This is a genomic window from Succinispira mobilis DSM 6222, assembly GCF_000384135.1.
Taxonomy (GTDB): Bacteria; Bacillota; Negativicutes; order Acidaminococcales; family Succinispiraceae; genus Succinispira; species Succinispira mobilis.
Map to the genome: position 1 here is coordinate 278,237 of NZ_KB913028.1, position 17,821 is coordinate 296,057.

16 protein-coding genes are annotated in these 17,821 nt (G+C 38.2%); 8 read left to right on the forward strand and 8 right to left on the reverse strand.

Annotated features, from left to right (window positions below; translation table 11 throughout):
- The first annotated feature begins 4 nt into the window (after positions 1-4).
- The 4 genes from rpsF (at position 5) to SUCMO_RS10855 (ending at position 4,490) form a co-directional block, all read left to right on the forward strand.
- Complete coding sequence (gene rpsF, locus SUCMO_RS0101355) at positions 5-289, forward strand: 30S ribosomal protein S6 (RefSeq protein ID WP_019878597.1); 285 nt, start codon at positions 5-7, stop codon at positions 287-289.
- A 17-nt stretch (positions 290-306) separates the two neighbouring features.
- A complete protein-coding gene (locus SUCMO_RS0101360; protein ID WP_019878598.1) occupies positions 307-723 on the forward strand; it encodes a single-stranded DNA-binding protein in 417 nt (138 codons plus the stop codon).
- 87 nt (positions 724-810) lie between these two features.
- On the forward strand, positions 811-1,041 hold the full coding sequence (gene rpsR / locus SUCMO_RS0101365; RefSeq protein ID WP_028953824.1) for a 30S ribosomal protein S18: 231 nt from the start codon (positions 811-813) through the stop codon (positions 1,039-1,041).
- Positions 1,042-1,508: 467 nt separating this feature from the next.
- A complete protein-coding gene (locus tag SUCMO_RS10855) occupies positions 1,509-4,490 on the forward strand; it encodes a PAS domain S-box protein (protein ID WP_019878600.1) in 2,982 nt (993 codons plus the stop codon).
- Positions 4,491-4,664: 174 nt separating this feature from the next.
- Here SUCMO_RS10855 and SUCMO_RS0101375 read toward each other — a convergent pair whose 3' ends face one another.
- The 3 genes from SUCMO_RS0101375 to SUCMO_RS0101385 all read right to left on the reverse strand — a co-directional run bounded on the left by SUCMO_RS0101375 (position 4,665) and on the right by SUCMO_RS0101385 (position 7,703).
- Positions 4,665-6,068, reverse strand: coding sequence for an anion permease (locus SUCMO_RS0101375; RefSeq protein ID WP_019878601.1), 1,404 nt, complete (start codon positions 6,066-6,068; stop codon positions 4,665-4,667).
- 518 nt (positions 6,069-6,586) lie between these two features.
- Entirely contained in the window at positions 6,587-6,796 is a 210-nt protein-coding gene (locus SUCMO_RS0101380) for a tautomerase family protein (protein WP_019878602.1), read from the reverse strand.
- A gap of 19 nt (positions 6,797-6,815) precedes the next feature.
- Positions 6,816-7,703: a LysR family transcriptional regulator gene (locus tag SUCMO_RS0101385; protein WP_019878603.1), complete on the reverse strand. Its 888-nt coding sequence runs from the start codon at positions 7,701-7,703 to the stop codon at positions 6,816-6,818.
- A gap of 226 nt (positions 7,704-7,929) precedes the next feature.
- Here SUCMO_RS0101385 and SUCMO_RS0101390 point away from each other — a divergent pair, with 226 nt between their 5' ends.
- Positions 7,930-9,333, forward strand: a complete 1,404-nt coding sequence (locus tag SUCMO_RS0101390; RefSeq protein WP_019878604.1) for a sodium:solute symporter family protein — start codon at positions 7,930-7,932, stop codon at positions 9,331-9,333.
- Positions 9,334-9,513: 180 nt separating this feature from the next.
- On the opposite strand, the gene pdxR is transcribed toward SUCMO_RS0101390, so the two are convergent.
- Positions 9,514-10,917 (reverse strand): MocR-like pyridoxine biosynthesis transcription factor PdxR, encoded by a 1,404-nt coding sequence (gene pdxR, locus SUCMO_RS0101395; protein WP_019878605.1) that lies wholly within the window; start codon positions 10,915-10,917, stop codon positions 9,514-9,516.
- Between the two features lie 216 nt (positions 10,918-11,133).
- On the opposite strand from pdxR, the gene SUCMO_RS0101400 reads away from it, so the two are divergent.
- Positions 11,134-11,769 carry a LysE family translocator gene (locus SUCMO_RS0101400; protein WP_245539358.1) on the forward strand — a complete coding sequence of 212 codons (636 nt, stop codon included), beginning with the start codon at positions 11,134-11,136 and terminating at the stop codon, positions 11,767-11,769.
- Positions 11,770-11,874: 105 nt separating this feature from the next.
- On the opposite strand, the gene SUCMO_RS0101405 is transcribed toward SUCMO_RS0101400, so the two are convergent.
- Together SUCMO_RS0101405 and SUCMO_RS0101410 are read right to left on the reverse strand one after the other, a co-directional pair.
- On the reverse strand, positions 11,875-12,198 hold the full coding sequence (locus SUCMO_RS0101405) for a hypothetical protein (RefSeq protein WP_019878607.1): 324 nt from the start codon (positions 12,196-12,198) through the stop codon (positions 11,875-11,877).
- Between the two features lie 490 nt (positions 12,199-12,688).
- Positions 12,689-13,066 carry a rhodanese-like domain-containing protein gene (locus tag SUCMO_RS0101410; protein ID WP_019878608.1) on the reverse strand — a complete coding sequence of 126 codons (378 nt, stop codon included), beginning with the start codon at positions 13,064-13,066 and terminating at the stop codon, positions 12,689-12,691.
- A gap of 267 nt (positions 13,067-13,333) precedes the next feature.
- Between SUCMO_RS0101410 and SUCMO_RS0101415 the strand changes: the two genes are divergently transcribed.
- Together SUCMO_RS0101415 and SUCMO_RS0101420 are read left to right on the forward strand one after the other, a co-directional pair.
- Positions 13,334-13,690 (forward strand): hypothetical protein, encoded by a 357-nt coding sequence (locus SUCMO_RS0101415; RefSeq protein ID WP_019878609.1) that lies wholly within the window; start codon positions 13,334-13,336, stop codon positions 13,688-13,690.
- 133 nt (positions 13,691-13,823) lie between these two features.
- Entirely contained in the window at positions 13,824-14,825 is a 1,002-nt protein-coding gene (locus tag SUCMO_RS0101420; protein ID WP_019878610.1) for a permease, read from the forward strand.
- Between the two features lie 260 nt (positions 14,826-15,085).
- Here the strand turns inward: SUCMO_RS0101420 and SUCMO_RS0101425 are convergent, their stop codons facing one another.
- Positions 15,086-16,372: an adenylosuccinate synthase gene (locus SUCMO_RS0101425; protein WP_019878611.1), complete on the reverse strand. Its 1,287-nt coding sequence runs from the start codon at positions 16,370-16,372 to the stop codon at positions 15,086-15,088.
- 36 nt (positions 16,373-16,408) lie between these two features.
- Entirely contained in the window at positions 16,409-17,701 is a 1,293-nt protein-coding gene (purB, locus tag SUCMO_RS0101430; RefSeq protein ID WP_019878612.1) for an adenylosuccinate lyase, read from the reverse strand.
- Between the last annotated feature and the right edge of the window lie 120 nt (positions 17,702-17,821).

The following is a 17,821-nucleotide window of genomic DNA, read 5'->3' on the forward strand; positions in this document are numbered from 1 at the left end:
TTTCATGAACAATTATGAAGTAATGTACATCATTAAGACGATGGACGAGGAAGCGACAAACGCGGTAATCAGTAAGTTCGAGGCTTTAATTACAAACAACGGTGGTACAGTAGAAAAAATCGACCGTTGGGGTAAAAAACGCTTAGCTTATGAAATTAACGACTGTTTGGAAGGTTTCTATTGCCTAGTTCACTTTGCAGCAGAAGCAGCAGTAGTTACAGAACTTGATCGTGTAATGAAGATTACTGACGAGATACTACGTCACATGATTATTAGAAAAGGCGAATAACCGGGAGGCGTATATACGTGAATAAGGTTATATTAGTAGGACGTTTAACCAAAGATCCTGAGGTTAGATATACTCCCACAGGCAAAGTTGTTGCTAGTTTTACACTAGCTGTAAATAGGGGTTTTACCACGAAAGATAACGCTCAAGAAGCCGACTTCATACCAATTGTAGTCTGGGGAAATTCAGCTGAGTTTTGCGGTAATAATCTGAATAAAGGCAGCAAAGTTCTCGTAGACGGGAGACTACAAGTGCGCTCTTATGATGCAAAAGACGGTTCTAAACGCTATGTAACTGAAGTTATTGCTAATAACTTAGAAGCATTAGAGCGGAGACAGGGAGCAAGTGTTGCGAAATCAGAAGATAAAGATCAAGTGCAAGATGTAGTGCAATCATTCGGTAGTGATGTTGATTTAAACGATGAAGTGCCATTTTAAGCATGCTTAGAGTGGGATTACGCTATGGAGTTGCATAGCAATTTCAAAACAATAGTTTTGGAAGCTAAAAAAAGGGAGGTAGAGCAAATGAGACGTGATAAAAACAGACGCGCTAGAAAAAAAGTTTGTAGCTTCTGTGTTGATAAAGTAGAAACAATTGACTATAAGGATCTTTCTCGTTTACGCCGTTACGTTACAGAACGTGGTAAAATATTACCTCGTCGTATTTCTGGTAACTGTGCGAAACATCAAAGACAACTTACTGTGGCTATTAAACGTGCCCGTAATATTGCTTTGTTGCCATTTACAGCAGAATAAAAAGATCATATATAAAGGACTGTATCAATAAGAAATTATTGATACAGTCCTTTTTGTTAGCTAAAAAAGGTAAATATTTTTGCAAAACTTGAGTTTAAGTTGTTAATTTATTTTGCAGTTTTTGCAAATTAGAGTAGGTTTTAAGCAGCTGTAAGCTTCAAAACGGTAGCTTGTTTAATTTGTGAACTAACACTTTAGGGGCTAGTATATTAGAAAGCTGAGAAATAGACAGGAATATAGTCGGGAATACAACTGCGAATAGGTAAAGAACCTGCTAGCTATAAACAGCTTTACTATTTATAACGAGGAATGATTACAAAAAAGTAAGAAAAGCTATAAAATAAATTAAAAAACATCCTAGTAATTAGAAATAGGTGTATAATTAAACCAATCTGTCGTTATCGGAAAAATAGCTGAAAATTTGTACGAGAAACTAAGATAAAGTGTAGGATGGGCGGGATTAGAAGATGAAAACAGCAAGTGTAACAACAAGTAGCGAACAAGGGCAAAAGTATTTGGAGCTAATTTTGCAAAGTGCTGGTATCGGTACTTGTGAATGGAACATTAAAACAGGCGAAAGTGTTTATAATGAACGCTGGGCAGAAATAATTGGTTATACAAAGCAAGAACTTGCGCCGACCCTCACTACTTGGGAAGAGAATACGCATCCCGAAGATTTACAAAGAGCTTATGCTGCTTTGCAACAACATTTCTATGAAAAAACTCCCTATTATTCTGTGGAAACGCGGATGAAGCACAAAAATGGCTCTTGGGTGTGGGTGCTAAACAGTGGTCGCGTTATCGAATGGGATACTGAAGGGCAGCCGCAAAAAATGTTTATTACTCACGTCGATATTAATAAATTAAAGCTTGCGGAAGCCAAATTGCGTGAAAATGAACGGCGTTTTCAATTGGCTTTTGAGTGTGCCGCAGTCGGGTTATGGGATCTAGACTTACAAACTCAAAAAATGTATATAACTCCAGAATACAAACAAATCTTGGGTTATGCAGTTGATGAAGCAGAAGATGGTTACGAATTTTGGCGTAAACGCTGGCATCCAGAAGATAAAGAGCGGCTAGAGAATGTTATGCAGGCCTTTATCAAAGGGAAAATTCCTCGTTTTGAAGTGCCGCATCGTCTGCGCAATAAAGCTGGGCAGTGGCAATGGGTTGTGGCACGTGGTGGTATTTTTACCAACGCTCAGGGGCAAAAACATTTTATTGGTACCTTAGCTGATATCACAGATTTAATGCGTGTGCGCGAAAAAAATGAAGAATTGGAAGGCATTTTTGCGGTAAATCCTGATTTATTATGCATTGCCGATCTAACGGGTCGATTGCTTAAAGTCAATGCTGCCTGGACAGAAACATTAGGTTATCACACAGAACAATTAGTGGGCAAGGAATTTTTAACCCTCGTGCATCATGAGGATTTAGAGGCGACAAAGGCTGCCATGATTAGCTTAGGGAAGCAAGAACAATTACTGGGTTTTGTTAATCGTTATCGCCACCTTGATGGCTCATATCGCTATTTAGATTGGCGGGTGCATCCTTATGGGCAAACCTTGTTTGGTGTAGCCCGAGATGTAACAGCTAATATTGAACAACAACAACAATTAAAAAATAATTTAGCAATTAAAACGGCACATTTACAATTAACACAACTAAAGAATATTTCTTTGGAAGAGTTATTTGCTAAATCGTTGGAAGAAATAATTGCAGTTACAGGTAGTAGGATTGGGTATATTTTTTTATACGATGAACAAAAACAGGAGTTTTTATTGCATAATTGGTCGCAAACCGTGTTAGAAGAGTGTCGGGTTCACGAACAGCAAAGATTATATTCTCTACCTAATGTAGGTTTGTGGGGCGAAGCGGTACGACAACGTAAAGAAATTATAATTAATGATTATGAGAATTATTTAGGTAAGAAGCATGGTTGCCCCGCAGGACATCTACAGATTGATAAGTTTCTTTCGTTACCGGTGATTGATCGCGACAAAATTGTGGCCGTAGCGGGCGTGGCTAACAAGAAGTCCGACTATAGCCAAGACGATGTTTTTAATTTGCAAATGTTGATGAATGTAGTTTGGGCGCAAAGTGAGCGCTTAAGAACAGAACAACAATTAGCCCGCGAGCAGGCGATTTTTGCTGCGACAGTTTTATCTATCCAAGAAGCGGTAATTGTAACAGATGACTTGGGGAAAGTTCTAGTTGTCAATACAGTTGCTGAAACTTTAACGGGTTGGTCTAAAGCAGATGCTTTGGGGCGTGATTTAGAGGAAATTCTCGAGCTGCGGAATGCTACAACCAAACAGCCCGCAGCTAATCCGGCTAAACTAGTGTTAGCAGCTAGAAAAGCAATTGTTTCCCCAGAGAATATTGTCATTGTAGCTAAAGATGGAAGCGAATATTATATTGCGGGACAAGCAGCACCTGTTTTCGATAAAGACGACGTTGTAATTGGCACAGCAATTAATTTTCGCGATATTACTGAAAATTGGTTAAAACAAAAAGAAACGGAATATTATAGTAGTCGTGATGCGCTTACGGGTGCTTACAATCGCTTATATTTTGAAAGACGCATTGCCGAAGAATTAGAGCGGGCAGATCGCTATCAAGAGTTAATGGCGATGGCAATTTTGGATTTAGATCGTTTTAAACTTGTTAATGACACTTGGGGACACCCCGTAGGTGACGCTGTCTTGCGCAGAACGGCGGAAGTAATTACGGAAATTATTCGCAATACCGATTATTTAGTACGCTTGGGTGGGGAAGAATTTATTATTGTTATGCCGAATACAGATAGTGTGGGAGCAATGTTAGTTGCGGAAAAAATTCGTCAGGCCTTAGAAGCGAATAATCATCCCCAGGCTGGCAGGGTAACGGCAAGTTTAGGTGTGGCAGAAAGAATGCAGAGCGAATCCTTTGCTACTTGGTATAAAGGAGTAGATCAAGCTTTATATGAGGCCAAAAATTCAGGTCGAAATCGCGTGGTATTAGCAACAGAAGAAATGCTGCCGCCACAAAATTATCTACAACTTCAATGGGATAGCAAGTGGAATAGCGGCGATGGGCAGATTGATGCCGAGCATCAGGAATTGTTGGCCTTAGGAAATCAACTTATATACTTAGCTTTTAGTGGTGCTACAGCAGCGACGATTTCTCAGCAGTTAGAGTTAGTTTTGCAGCATGTAGAGCAACATTTCCGACATGAAGAAGTTATCATGGAAAAAATTGCTTATCCCGAATTAAAATGGCATCAAAAGACGCATCGCAACTTATTAGGTAAAGCTGCTAAGCTTAAAGCGGCCCAAGAACGACAGGAATTAAAACCTGCGGCCTTTTTCTCTTTTATTGTGGATGAAGTAATTGTAAACCATATGATGACGGAAGATGTTTTGTTTTTTTCGCTGTTGCGAGCAACTCAACAAACAAAAGCTATTTAATTAATTGTTTTTTACTTATAACATGAACAAGGGCTGCCTAAAACAGGTTAAAACCTATTTTGAGACAGCCCCTAAAGTAAACTGAATAATAATCTGATAAAGCTATAAATCTGATTTACGATGATATGTTGTGGTGTGTGGAAAATTTCTGCGGCGCACAACATATCTTTTTATTTACCAAAGACCGAGCAGTTTCCACCAGATGCTACCCAAGCCTAAGAAGCAGAGCATATTGACCAGCGACATAATAAAGCCGATCCGCCAAAAATCATTTTGCGAAACGTAACCAGAGCCAAAGAAAATTGGTGCGGGGCCAGTTGCATAATGTGTAAGGCTACCCATTAAACCCGAGATAACCCCCAAACTCATAGCGGCGAGAAAACCAGGGGCGCCAGTGGCAATAGCCACGGCTAAAAACGCTGCATACATCGCCGTTACATGGGCAGAGAGACTGGCAAAAGCATAATGCGAGTACATATATACTAACCAAAGTATGATTAGAGCAGTAGTCCAACTATAACCAACCATAGAACTAGCAACTAGTTTAGCAAACCAGCCAATAAAACCAACACTGGAAAGGGCGCCAGCTAAAGTAATCAAGGAACCCATCCAGATAAGGGTGTCCCAAGCCCCTTTTTCTTCTAAGACGTCTTTCCATTCTAAGGCATTAAAAATCAGCATGACACTGACACAGACAATTGCGGTAACCGTGGCATCGATTTTAGTAAAAGAGCCAGTGCTCCACATTAAAAGTGCTAACAAAAAAGTACCGGCAACTACTTTTTCCCCATATTTAATCGGACCCATTTTTGTAAGCTCAGCTTGAGCAATAACCTTAGCTTCAGGGGTATGTTTAATTTCTGGCGGGAAGAGTTTATACACTAAGTAGGGAGCAATTATTAAAGCGATTATTCCTGGTAAAATACAGGCCAAGGCCCAAGTTCCCCAAGTAATATTAATATTCCCCGTTTTAGCGGCCAAAGCGACTACCAATGAATTAGGCGCTACGGCTGTAATAAACATGGCCGAGGTAATACAATTTACTTGGAAAGTGCTGGTCATTAAATAAGCCCCAATTTTACGAGCTGTAGGCCCGGGTTCCGAATTGAAAGCTAGAGAAAGACTTTTTACAATTGGATAGAGAATGCCGCCACCTCGGGCGGTATTCGATGGAGTAGCTGGTGAAACAATAAAATCACTAATAGCTAAAGCATAGGCTAATTTAAGGGAGCTATCACCAATGCGCGCCATTACAGTATAAGCAATGCGATTGCCAAGACCAGTTTTGATAAAACCTTTAGCAAACAGGAAGGCTGATACGATCAACCAAATTACGGTGGTGCTAAAGCCCGTGAGAATTTGGGCTGGTTTTAAAATTCCCAACAGACCCGTGATCCCAATGCTTGCAAAAGCTACTGCACCAATTGGTAGGGGCTGTAAAATAAAACCAATAATGGTAGCCACAAAAACAGAAAATAATTGCCAGGCTTGTGGTTTTAAGCCAGCGGGAGTAGGTAGGAACCATAAGATAAGACCGACGAGCACAACAACAATACCATTTCTAAGATTCTTATTCATAGCAAGACCTCCTTTAAGATAGACAACAATACTATATAAACAGCGTAAAGGCTGAATAAACTTGATGACTACAAGGGGTAAAGAAACAAGAGCAAAAACAGCACTACAACTTATTGAAAATTTTACAACATTCGAACTAATTATTCAATGTTTTAGGAAATTGTATACAAAATACTGAACAAAGCGGCTGTTAAGCTAGTGAAGAAAAATATCCTTATTATTAGCTAGTGCGAAAATGGTTGTTAGTTGTTGGTTGTTGGTAAGGTTTAGTAAAAATATTTAATTTGGACAGGAAAAAATTGTTAAGCGGAAGTATAAATTTATCAGCCTGGATTTTTGAAAATGGTTAATTTTTTAGAAAAAAATATGTTGTGATATGCGGAATTTTTTTGTTTGCATAATTTCCACACACGACAACATATTTTATAGAGCGGATATTTTTAGACTTAGATCCGTTTATATTTTGCTACATCCTAATTATTTAAAGAATCAGAACAACAAGAAACAAGGAATGTGCTTTACTTAGGGGTTTGTTGCTTGCGAATATTGGTGACAGTTTCACCACCGATGCCCCAGTTATCGGTATCAACTTCTTCAATAACTACAACTGTAGTTTTAGGATTTTTGCCTAACACATCAACTAGCAGTTGGGTTGCGCCTTGAATAAGTTGCGCTTTTTGCTCAGGTGTTGCACCTTCTTTAGTTATTTTGATATTTACATATGGCATATTAAGTTCCTCCTTGTTATTAGTTAGTATGAGTTTGAATATAATTGCCAATCACGTCGATAAATTTAAGGGCGGCGGGGGAAAGGCGACGCTTTTTACTCCAAATCACCCCACGACCAGTACTAAGTAGTTCTTCGGTAAAAGGCAAAGTTGCTAAATCGGGATGCGTGAAAATATTATAAGCGGTGCTAGTTACAATTGCTAGCCCTAGACCATTTTTAGCCCAGGCAATTAGCGGTAAAATATCATCGCTTTGACAAAAGATATTAGGGGTTAGTTGCGCAGGCGTGCATACTTTTTCAATTAAGGGTAAATATTTATGGTGAATTAGGAGCGGCAATTGACTTATTGCTAGTAGGGAAATACTAGTTTGGTTTTGGAAATCAAAAATTTTTTTGTTATAAATAATGCAAAGTTTTTCGGCAGGCAGGGCTAAGGTATTATAGGTTTCGCTATCGAAAGGAGGACTTACGAAGCCGATTTCCGCCAAACCTTTGGCTAATAAATCGTGAACGCGTTGAGAATCACCTTCCCAGAGCTTAAAACTCACTTGTGGAAACTGCGGTTGGTAATTGGCAATAATTTTAGGTAAGTCAATAGTGGCCGCAGTGGCAATCGCAGCTAAACTTAAAACTCCCAGTACTTGCTGACTACTATTGAGTAGTTCTTGTTGGGTTTGGCTGACTAAGTTTAGAATTTCACGAGCGCGTTCTAAAAATAAATGACCTTGGGGCGTAAGTTTGATTTCCCGACTGCCGCGGATAAAAAGTTGAATCTGGAGACTTTCTTCTAAGGATTTTAACTGTCGACTTAGGGGTGGTTGGGCAATATGCAGGCTTTGCGCCGCTTTGTTAATACTACCTTCTTGGACAACTGCCAAAAAAGCTTCTAGATGTCTAATTTCCATAGCTCACCTATACCTTTATAGTATATCTCAATGACTTTATAGTATATTAAGTATAACAAAAAATTTGCTATACTTAAAGCATGACTATCACAATGTTTATTTAGGCTAGATTTAATTAATAAGCTAAAGTTAGTTTGAGAGCTGTCGTAGCTTAACAATAGATAAAAATAGTTGCCGCTATTTTATAATAATAGCTAGAAAATATCGCGATCGTGAGGGATAAATTATGACGTTGACAAATACCCATTTGTTGGTTGCCGCAATTTCTTTGGCCCTAGCTTTATATTTAGGGGCCCGCGCTGGTAAAAAAGTAAAAACTGCCGACGACTATAGTTTAGGTGGTCGTTCCGCAGGCGTGAAAATTGTAGCTGGAAGTTTATTAGGGACGATTGTGGGCGGCGCGGCGACTGTCGGCACGGCCCAAATGGCCTTTAGTATTGGCTTATCCGCTTGGTGGTTTACCTTAGGCTGTGGGCTAGCGCTAGTGTTTATGGGCTTGTTTTATGCTAGCAAACTCCGCACTAGTGCTTTATCTACTGTTCCAGAATATTTAGTTTTAAATTACGGTCCGAAGGCGGGTCCGCTAGCTAGTATTGCCTCTTCCGCAGGTTTATTTTTCAGTGTAGTGGCGAGTATGTTAACTTCAATGCACTTAATAATGCTGTTGTTTGGCGTAAATGAACTAACGGCAATAGTTTGTATTATCAGTTCGGTCTTAGCTTTAGTATATTTTGGCGGCATTAGTAGTTCGGGGGTTGCAGGGCTGTTTAAGATGGCTTTGATCTTTTTGACAATATTTGTAGCCGGCTATCAGGCATTTGCAAATCTGGGCCATCTCACAGGCGTACAAGCAACTTATAGTGAATACTATTGGTTGAGTTTAGGCGGTAAAAATTGGGGAGCTAATTTAACTAATTTTTTCTGTTTAATTGTCGGGGTAATTTGTACACAAACTTACGTGCAAGCAATTTTTTCAGCCAGCTCCGCTAAAACTGCATTACTAGGAACTTGTATTGCGGGTCTAATTACCATTCCGGTTGGCTTGCCTTCGGTATTTATTGGTTTATTTATGCGCCTACATCATCCAGAAATAATACCAATTGCGGCATTACCTTTATACATGGTAACTTATCTGCCCGAGTGGTTAGCGGGACGGGGGATTACGGCGATGCTCTTGTCAGCTGTGGGTTCTATTGGCGGTATTTCTTTAGGGATGAGTACGATGTTGACCCAAGATATTTATGCACCTTTTTCAGGAGAAACTGATAAAGCAAAACTATTAAAGCTAAATCGCTTATTTATGTTATTAGTGGTAGTCGCCTCGGCACTATTTTCCTGGTGGAATATGCAATCCATGGTTTTAACTTGGAATTATTTATCCATGGGTTTGCGGGGTGCGGGAATTTTTGTGCCGTTTACTTTGGCGATTTTCTGTAGAGGCTGTTTGCCCAGAACTTATGGAGTTGCGGCAATCTTTTTTGGTGTCTTAACTTCTTTAAGTTGGCGACTGTTTTTTCCAACTTGGCACAATACGCTTTTGCCAGCGCTAAGTATGAGTTTGTTAATTTGTTTATGGGGAATGTTTGTGGGCAAACAATCTAGCGCAAAAAAAATTGTTGTTAAAGGTTAAAAAGTCGATACTTTGTAGAACTTAGACTGGTAAAACAGCAGGGTTTTATTTGGTAATTGCTAGACGGAAATATTTTAGTAATTGGCAACAAGCAGATTATTTAACTTTTTAGGGAAAAATTAAATAACAAGAGGATTTAGAGCCAGTATGCTGGTTGTAAATCCTCTTGTTATTTATAGTCTATAACTTATGATTTTGGATAACTGTGGCTAGGCGTTCAATCCCTACTGTTATTTCTGACAGGCTAGTATTGCCATAGCCGAAGAGCAGGCTATTATTGCAGTGGGGAGTTTCTTTACTTGGGAAAAAATATTGGCTTAGGGGTGTAATCTCTAGCCCTTTCTGTGCGATTTTCCTCAATAATTCTGGCTCAAAGTTTAGGTCTGGAAAAGAGGCTATAAAATGCAAACCCGCTTCCGCTCCAGAAATTATAACTTGATCAGCAAAAAAATCCTGTAGGCACTTAATTAAATGATTGCGTTTTTTTAGATAAATTTTACGCATTTTTCGAAGATGACGTTCAAAATGTCCCGCTTCAATAAATTTTGCTAAAGTTTTTTGTTCTAAGATGGGGGAATGAATATCTGCGAGGTATTTTTCCTGGACTAATTTGCTAGTCAGTGAAGGCGGAAGTACCATATAGCCAATACGTAGAGCAGGCATCAATGTTTTAGAGAAAGTTCCAACATAGATAACTTGTTCAGGGGCTAGATATTGTAAGGCCTGAATAGGATGACCATCAAAACGAAATTCGCTATCGTAGTCATCTTCGACAATAAAGCTGTTATGTTGTTGAGCATATTTTACCAGTTCGATCCTACGAGCCGCTGGCAAAATAATGCCGGTAGGAAATTGATGACTGGGAGTAGTGAAAATTAGTTTGGGCGGTTTAGCGGGTAGCGCAGTCGTTTTTAGGCCATACGCATCAAGGGCAATTGGTTGAAGCTGGAGATTATTGCTTTTCAACGTGTGTAATAAACCCGTACTTAGAGGGTTTTCTAGTAAAGCATATTCAATGTCACTAACCAGCACGGTTAATAGATTAAAAGCCTGTGCAGCACCATTGGTAATTATGATATTTTCTGGACAGGTGCAAGCACCACGCATACGGTTTAAATAACGAGAAATTTGTGTTCGCAGAGCATAATCACCTTGGGCATCTTGGTAAGCTAAGTGTGTAGGCTTGCTATCTAAGGCTAGTTGTTGATATATGTGGGCCCACTTTTTTAGCGGGATATTTTCTAAGTCTGGTATTCCAGTGCGAAAAGAAATGGTTTTGGAACCTAAAGCCGGTTTTATTGGCGATATAGTTATGTTAGTTGGGGAACTATTTCTTTGAAATTGGAGACCAGCACAAATAAATGTGCCCGCCCCATTTTTAGAATAGGCATAGCCTTCGGCGATTAATTGTTCATAGCTTTCTATAATTACATTTCTAGAGATGTTTAATGATTTAGCTAGTTCTCTTGAAGAGGGCAATTTTTCATGTGCTCGTAAGGTGCCTTGGAAAATTGCGGATTTGATAAACTCATGAATTTGCGGAACTAAAGATAACTTATTAGTTCGCTCGATTTTAATGTACATAAAACAACACTCCCCCGCCGCAAAAGTGGTTCCCGAAAACTAGCAATAAGTGGACCTTATTAACGCCACTATTTTATGATAAATTATAACACAGAGCAAGCGAGAAGAGAAAGAGAGGGACTGTGTTAATGATTTATAAATATAGGCAAGTTTATTATGGGCAGATATCTGCCGACTTAATTGGCAAAAAGGGGAATTTTAAAGTCGGCCTAAGTGATGTTTACCTGTGCGGGTGTTTATATGGATAATTACGCTTTTTGGTTGACATCAATTATTATAATTTTAATCCCGGGTACAGGTGTGATTTATACAATTTCCACAGGTCTTATCGAGGGGAAATATAAGAGTATTTTTGCTGCTATTGGCTGTACATTAGGAATTTTACCACACCTAGTTATAAGTAGTTCTTTATCGACGGTACTATTGCAAGTTAATAATTCAATGTTGACAATTATGCGGCTAGTGGGAGCAATGTACTTACTTTATCTTGGTTTAGGCATGTTTTTTATTAAAAATAAGCTTGCATTTGCCGCGTCTAATTTGGGACTTAATAATTGGGTAATAGTTCGACGCGGGATATTGATTAATTTATTAAATCCCAAACTTACACTGTTTTTTTTCTCGTTTTTACCACAGTACCTGAGTTTGGAGCGTGGTAGTTATGTAGAGCAATTTTTTCTGCTGGGATGCGCATTTATGCTGTTGACCTTACTAGTGTTTATTAGTTATGGAATTTTAGCAGCGCTAGCTAAAAACATATTTGCGCGTTATCCGACGGGTATAATTGTCTTACAGAAAGGATTTGGTCTGGTGTTTATAGGTTTTGCTCTAAAGCTTGCGTTGGATACTTAATGCTTGATGGTTTAGGTTAAGATTGGCCTTGTTTCTAAAGGTAAAAACTGCTAATAGCTCAGTTTTTTGCTTAATCTTAGGTACGAGCTAGTACAGCTGTACAAACTAGGCTGTTAACAGAAAGTTAGGATCAGTGGTTTGACTCAGCTTGCTGATTTGCAAACACATACAGATTGCCGAAGTGGCCTTTAGATAATTTTGAATTACAGCGACTAGTAGCGTATCTAGCGGCGCAAAATTATTAATCGGCTTGCCGAGATTTAGAGTGTGTTTATGAATTCGTTTTTGTTTATCTTGGATAATAAAAGTAAGATTTTGACAAGACAGGGCCCGACTAGTTAAACTTTGACTGAGTTCTTCTGCTAATTTACTAATTTGAGAATCTAAGAGAGAATTGACTTTGATAAATTTAATGTTTGACATTTGCATAACAACACCACCCGAACATATGTTTATTTTTGTTTAGATTTTATCATACAAAATCTCAAAAAGCAAGCTTTGATTTGAGAAAAAATGTTGGTCTTTAGATAGTTTTTAGGGAAAGAAAAATAGAGAAAGTTAGTGATTCAAGGCTACTTTTCCGCAATAAGTCCTGCCTAAACGTAATAAATACTGGGATAGTTTGGTGAAAACTAGTAATACTAGTTGACTTTTAAAGAATAAAATTGTGCCGGAAAATTTTATATAAAAAAAACTTAGTTCGCAGCTTAATCTTGTTAAGATGTTTTGGCTTGGGGGTATCAGTTAATATTATAGTTTTGTTTTCAACGCACAGCTATAGCTTGTTTTTGCTTGAGCTCTGTCAAAATAAAGACAAAAACAGCGGCTGATTGTTAGTAAAAAGTGTCTTATCAGCAATATAAAGTAGCGTGAAAAAGAAAATGAGGTAGCAGTGCTACCTCATTCTAGCTTAGTTGTTTTACCAGGCGTTGATGCCACCTTGCACATTATATAATTGGGTAAAACCATATTTTTGCAAAATTTCAATGGCTTTAAGACTGCGGTTACCACTACGGCAAATCACTAAAATAATTTTATCTTTGGGTAATTCTTGATAGCGAGCTTCTAACTCCTGGAGCGGAATTAATACAGACGGCTCAATGTGTCGCTCTTGATATTCTTCTAAGGTGCGAACATCTAAGAGTAAGTGGTCTGGCTTAAGATAGAGTTCTTTGGCCTGTTGAGTGGTGATATTTTTAATGCGCAGCTCATTGGCTTGTTGAGCTTGACGATCAGCAGCAAAGGCATATCCAGCCACGATTAGCGCTAAAATAGTTAATAAAATTGTTTTGCTCATATTTGATTGATCAACCTCCTAATAGTGTAAGTCATAGCTATACTAGAGTTATGCTATTTCTTAGATATTCCATATTAGTTAAAGCTACTAGCTTTTAGCTATTTACAAGCTTATTCAAAAAGAATCTATAATGAATAGGGAATTCCAATAGCTATTTAACTAGCACTGAAATATTATATTAAGGTTATTGTATAAGTTTTTGCCTGGCTGGTCAAATAGAAAGTTTTTTAGTATAATTTGCATAACTAAACAGATGGAGGTTGCGTAATGGGAGATGTGTCCATATCTAGTGTTTTATCACAGGTACTATATTGTTTGAGTGGCTATTTTTTTGGAATGTTTGCTAGTCGGTTTGGCGTAATTTCTTTTCGAAACTTAAAGTATACCTTGCAAGAACCCAATGATTTTATTAAGTTAGTGTCCTTAGTGTTTTATGCGGCGGCAATTGCCGTATTATGGGTAGCTTTTCCAGCAGTTTTAGCACGCTATACGCAAGCGGGTGGCATTGTAATGTTAGTAACTACTGCCTACTATGTGCGTTTAGCGTTAAAGTTAGGCTATCACCAACCGCAAGTTATAGCTAAAAAGCAGGGTTCTAGCAAACGCTTAAAAAATAGTAAATAAAAATATAAGTGTGAAATAAGCGCGAAAGCGAAAAAGTTTAGCGGAAAAATATTGACAAATTAGCTAAATTAGATTAACATATAAACAAACTTAGATATGTTGATTTAAAGATAGAGGGGATGTCAAAATTTTTATGAATATTTTAGAATTTATTTCCAAACAAGTTTTAGGTATGGCTTGGCTAAATGAATTAGTTGGACAAATATTGGTACAGTTTTTTGGCTTAAATTTAAGTAGCCGTGTAGGTGGGAGTTTACAATTCTTTATTTATGATAGTATTAAAATTTTAACGCTACTGGTAGTATTGGTATTTATTGTTGCCTATATTCAATCTTATTTTCCCCCAGAACGCGCCAAAAAAATTCTCGGGCGGTTTAATGGTTTTTCGGGAAGCTTAATTGCGGCCTTATTAGGGGTAGTTACTCCGTTTTGTTCTTGCTCGAGTGTGCCGATTTTTATTGGCTTTACGCGTGCGGGTTTGCCGATTAGTTTGACTTTTGCTTTTTTGATTGCCTCACCACTAGTTGACGTAGCTTCTTTAGCATTATTGGTATCGCTGTTTGGCTTTAAAATTGCGATAATCTATATTATTTTAGGCTTAGCTCTAGCGATAATTAGCGGTACGATTTTAGGTAAATTAGATTTAAGTAACAAGCTAAGTGAGTATCGGGGTGGTGCAATTTTATATGGCGAATCAGAGAATTTTTCCCTAGCCCAAAGAATAGAGTATGCAAAAAATGATACGCGGATTATTGTGCGCAAAGTAGCTCCGTTTGTGCTATTAGGCGTGGGTGCGGGAGCGATTATTCATGATTGGATTCCCCAAGAACTAATTTTAAGTATTTTAGGTAAGGATAATCCGTTTACGGTGCTAGTGGCGACTGCGGTCGGGATTCCGATTTATGCTAGTATTTTTGGGACTTTACCAGTAGCGGAAGCTTTATTTGCCAAAGGGGTGCCAATTGGGACAATTTTAGCCTTGATAATGAGCATGACCGCCTTATCTTTACCGGAGATGGTAATGCTTAGCCAAGTACTAAGACCGCGCTTGTTAGCAACTTTTGTTGGCGTAGTAGCGTTAGGTATTATGATAGTTGGTTATGGCTTCAATGCTTTTGGTTATTTGTTTTTATAAAATATCTCAAAGATGTTTTGATTTTCTAAAACTTGAAGCGTTTGCTCTAGAATACGTAGGTAAAAATTAATTTAAGAGAAAAACAGCTTTAAGCAAAAACTGCTGTTTGTTTTAATTTTTATACAAAATCCATTGTGAAATTTAGTAACTGCTCTGCATTATTATTAATGCAAGTTGTCCACTATGGGGCGTTGACTATCTTTTCATAATTTCCCAGAACAAAAAAACAGGCCGTAGCCTGTTTTTTTTTACTGAAAATTTTATTTAAATAATTCGCACATAATCATCGTTTGTTCACGGCTTGGGCCAACAGAAACAATGCCTAGTGGTGTTTGGGTAATTTCACTCAGACGTTCTAGATAACGTTTCGCATTTTCTGGTAGGTCTTTGTAAGCTCGTACATTAGTAATATCTTGTTGCCAACCGGCAAATTCTTCATAAATTGGTTCGCAAGCAGCAAGTTCTTTAAGACTAGCAGGAATATGTTTAATTAATTCGCCGTTTAATTTATAGCCCACACAAATTTTTAAAGTTGCGAGTTCATCTAAAATATCGAGGCGAGTAATGGCCAAATAATCTAGACCATTTAATTGCGCCGCATAGCGAACTACACAAGCATCTAGCCAACCACAACGACGTGGGCGACCAGTAGTTGTGCCATACTCATGACCGCGTTCGCGGATGTGATGTCCGGTTTCATCAAGGAGTTCCGTAACAAAAGGACCTTCACCAACACGGGTAGAATACGCTTTTACTACACCAACTGCTGTTCCTACTTGTTTAGGGGCAACACCAGCGCCAGTGCAAACGCCACCAGCAATTGGGTTGGAGCTAGTTACATAAGGATAAGTACCATGATCTAAGTCTAAGAAGGAAGCTTGAGCACCTTCAAACAGAGTTTTTTTGCCAACACTGATATTTTCTTGGAGTAAGCTGCCTGTATCTGCAACATAAGGACGTAATTGTTCAGCAAATACCAAATATTGTTGATAAACAGTGTCTAAGTCTAACTCTGGCGCATTATACATGTTTTTAAATAGACGGTTTTTGTAAGCCAAGTTAGTAGTAAGTTTTTCTAGGAAAACTTCTTTATCCATTAAATCACAGATGCGAATCCCGGTACGAGTTGCTTTGTCAGCATAACAAGGGCCAATACCTTTTTTGGTAGTGCCGATTTTTTTATCGCCAAGATCATTTTCTTGTAATTCATCTAAAATTTTATGATAAGGTAAAATTACATGAGCGCGGGTAGAAATACGTAAATTACTAGTATCAACATGTTGCGCTTTCATGTTAGCGATTTCTTCTAAGACTTTTTCGGGGTCGATAACGACACCATTACCCACGATACAAAGCTTGTTAGGATAAAGAATTCCTGAAGGTAAAAGATGTAATTTATAAGTTTTATTATTGGCAACTACTGTATGTCCAGCATTGGAACCACCAGAATATCTTACAACTAGGTCAGCTTGTTCGGCTAAATAGTCGACAACTTTGCCTTTGCCTTCGTCGCCCCACTGGGTACCAACAACTACTACTGATGACATTAATATCACTCCTTGTTTTTAAGTGTTTAGTTATATTTATATACCAAATCTAGCCATAATTGTGTCGATGTGTTGCAACATAGATTGTGGATCAAAACAAGCATCGATTTCGGCCGCAGATAAGTAGTTTTTGATATCTGCATCATTAGTTATGTTTGTTTTAAAGTCAGCGCCATCTAACCAACGCATCATCGCGTTACGTTGTACCCATTTATAGGCATCTTCACGTAATACACCTTTATCAACTAGAGCGAGCATCACTTTTTGACTGAAAATCAAACCGCCAGTTTTATTTAAATTATTAAGCATTGCATCAGGATATACTAAAAGTTTTTCGATAAGGTTTGTAGTTTTAGTAAGCATATAGTCTAAAGTAATGGTGCTATCTGGTAAAATCACGCGTTCTACAGAAGAATGTGAAATATCGCGTTCATGCCAAAGCGCTACATTTTCTAAACTTGCTAGAGCATTACCGCGTAATAAACGCGCTAAACCAGAAATACGCTCGCCGGTAATCGGATTACGTTTGTGTGGCATAGCGGAAGAACCTTTTTGCCCAGGGCTGAAATATTCTTCGGCTTCGCGGATATCGGTACGTTGTAAGTTGCGCAATTCTGTAGCAATTTTATCTAAGGTAGAGCCAACAATAGCGATCGTAGTCAAAAATTCGGCATGACGATCTCGTTGCACAACTTGTGTGGCTAATTTTACAGGTGTTAAGCCCATTTTTTGGCAAACAAAAGTTTCGATTTCAGGGTCAATATTAGAGTAAGTGCCTACAGCACCAGAGAGTTTACCCACAGAAACAGCTTCTTTAGCTCGTTTTAGGCGTTCAATATTGCGGACAGTTTCATCCATCCATAAGGCAAATTTTAAACCAAAAGTCATGGGTTCAGCATGGATGCCATGCGTACGACCAATCATAATGGTGTATTTATGTTCTTGGGCTTTAGCTTTTAAAGCGGCATGCAATTTTTCTAAGCCCGCAATTAAAATGTCCGCAGCTTGTTTCATCATATAGCCAAGGGCGGTATCTTTAACATCACTAGAAGTTAAGCCCATATGAATATATTTAGAAGAATCACCTACGTATTCAGCAACATTAGTTAAAAAAGCAATAATATCATGGTTGGTTACTTTTTCGATTTCGCGAATGCGATCTACCGTAAAGTCAGCTTTGGTTCTGATTTCTTCAAAAGCTTCGGCTGGTACTTGACCAAGTTTAACCATAGCTTCACAAGCATGAATTTCTATTTCTAGCATAGTTCTAAATTCATTTTCATCTGTCCATATTTTGCCCATCTCAGGATTAGTATACCGCTTAATCATTAAACAAACACCTCATTTTTTATATTCACATAAAAATTACTCAAATAGGACAAGCTATTTGAGTAATTAAAAAAACCACACATAAATAATACCATTTTCTAGCAAATACGTCAATTATAA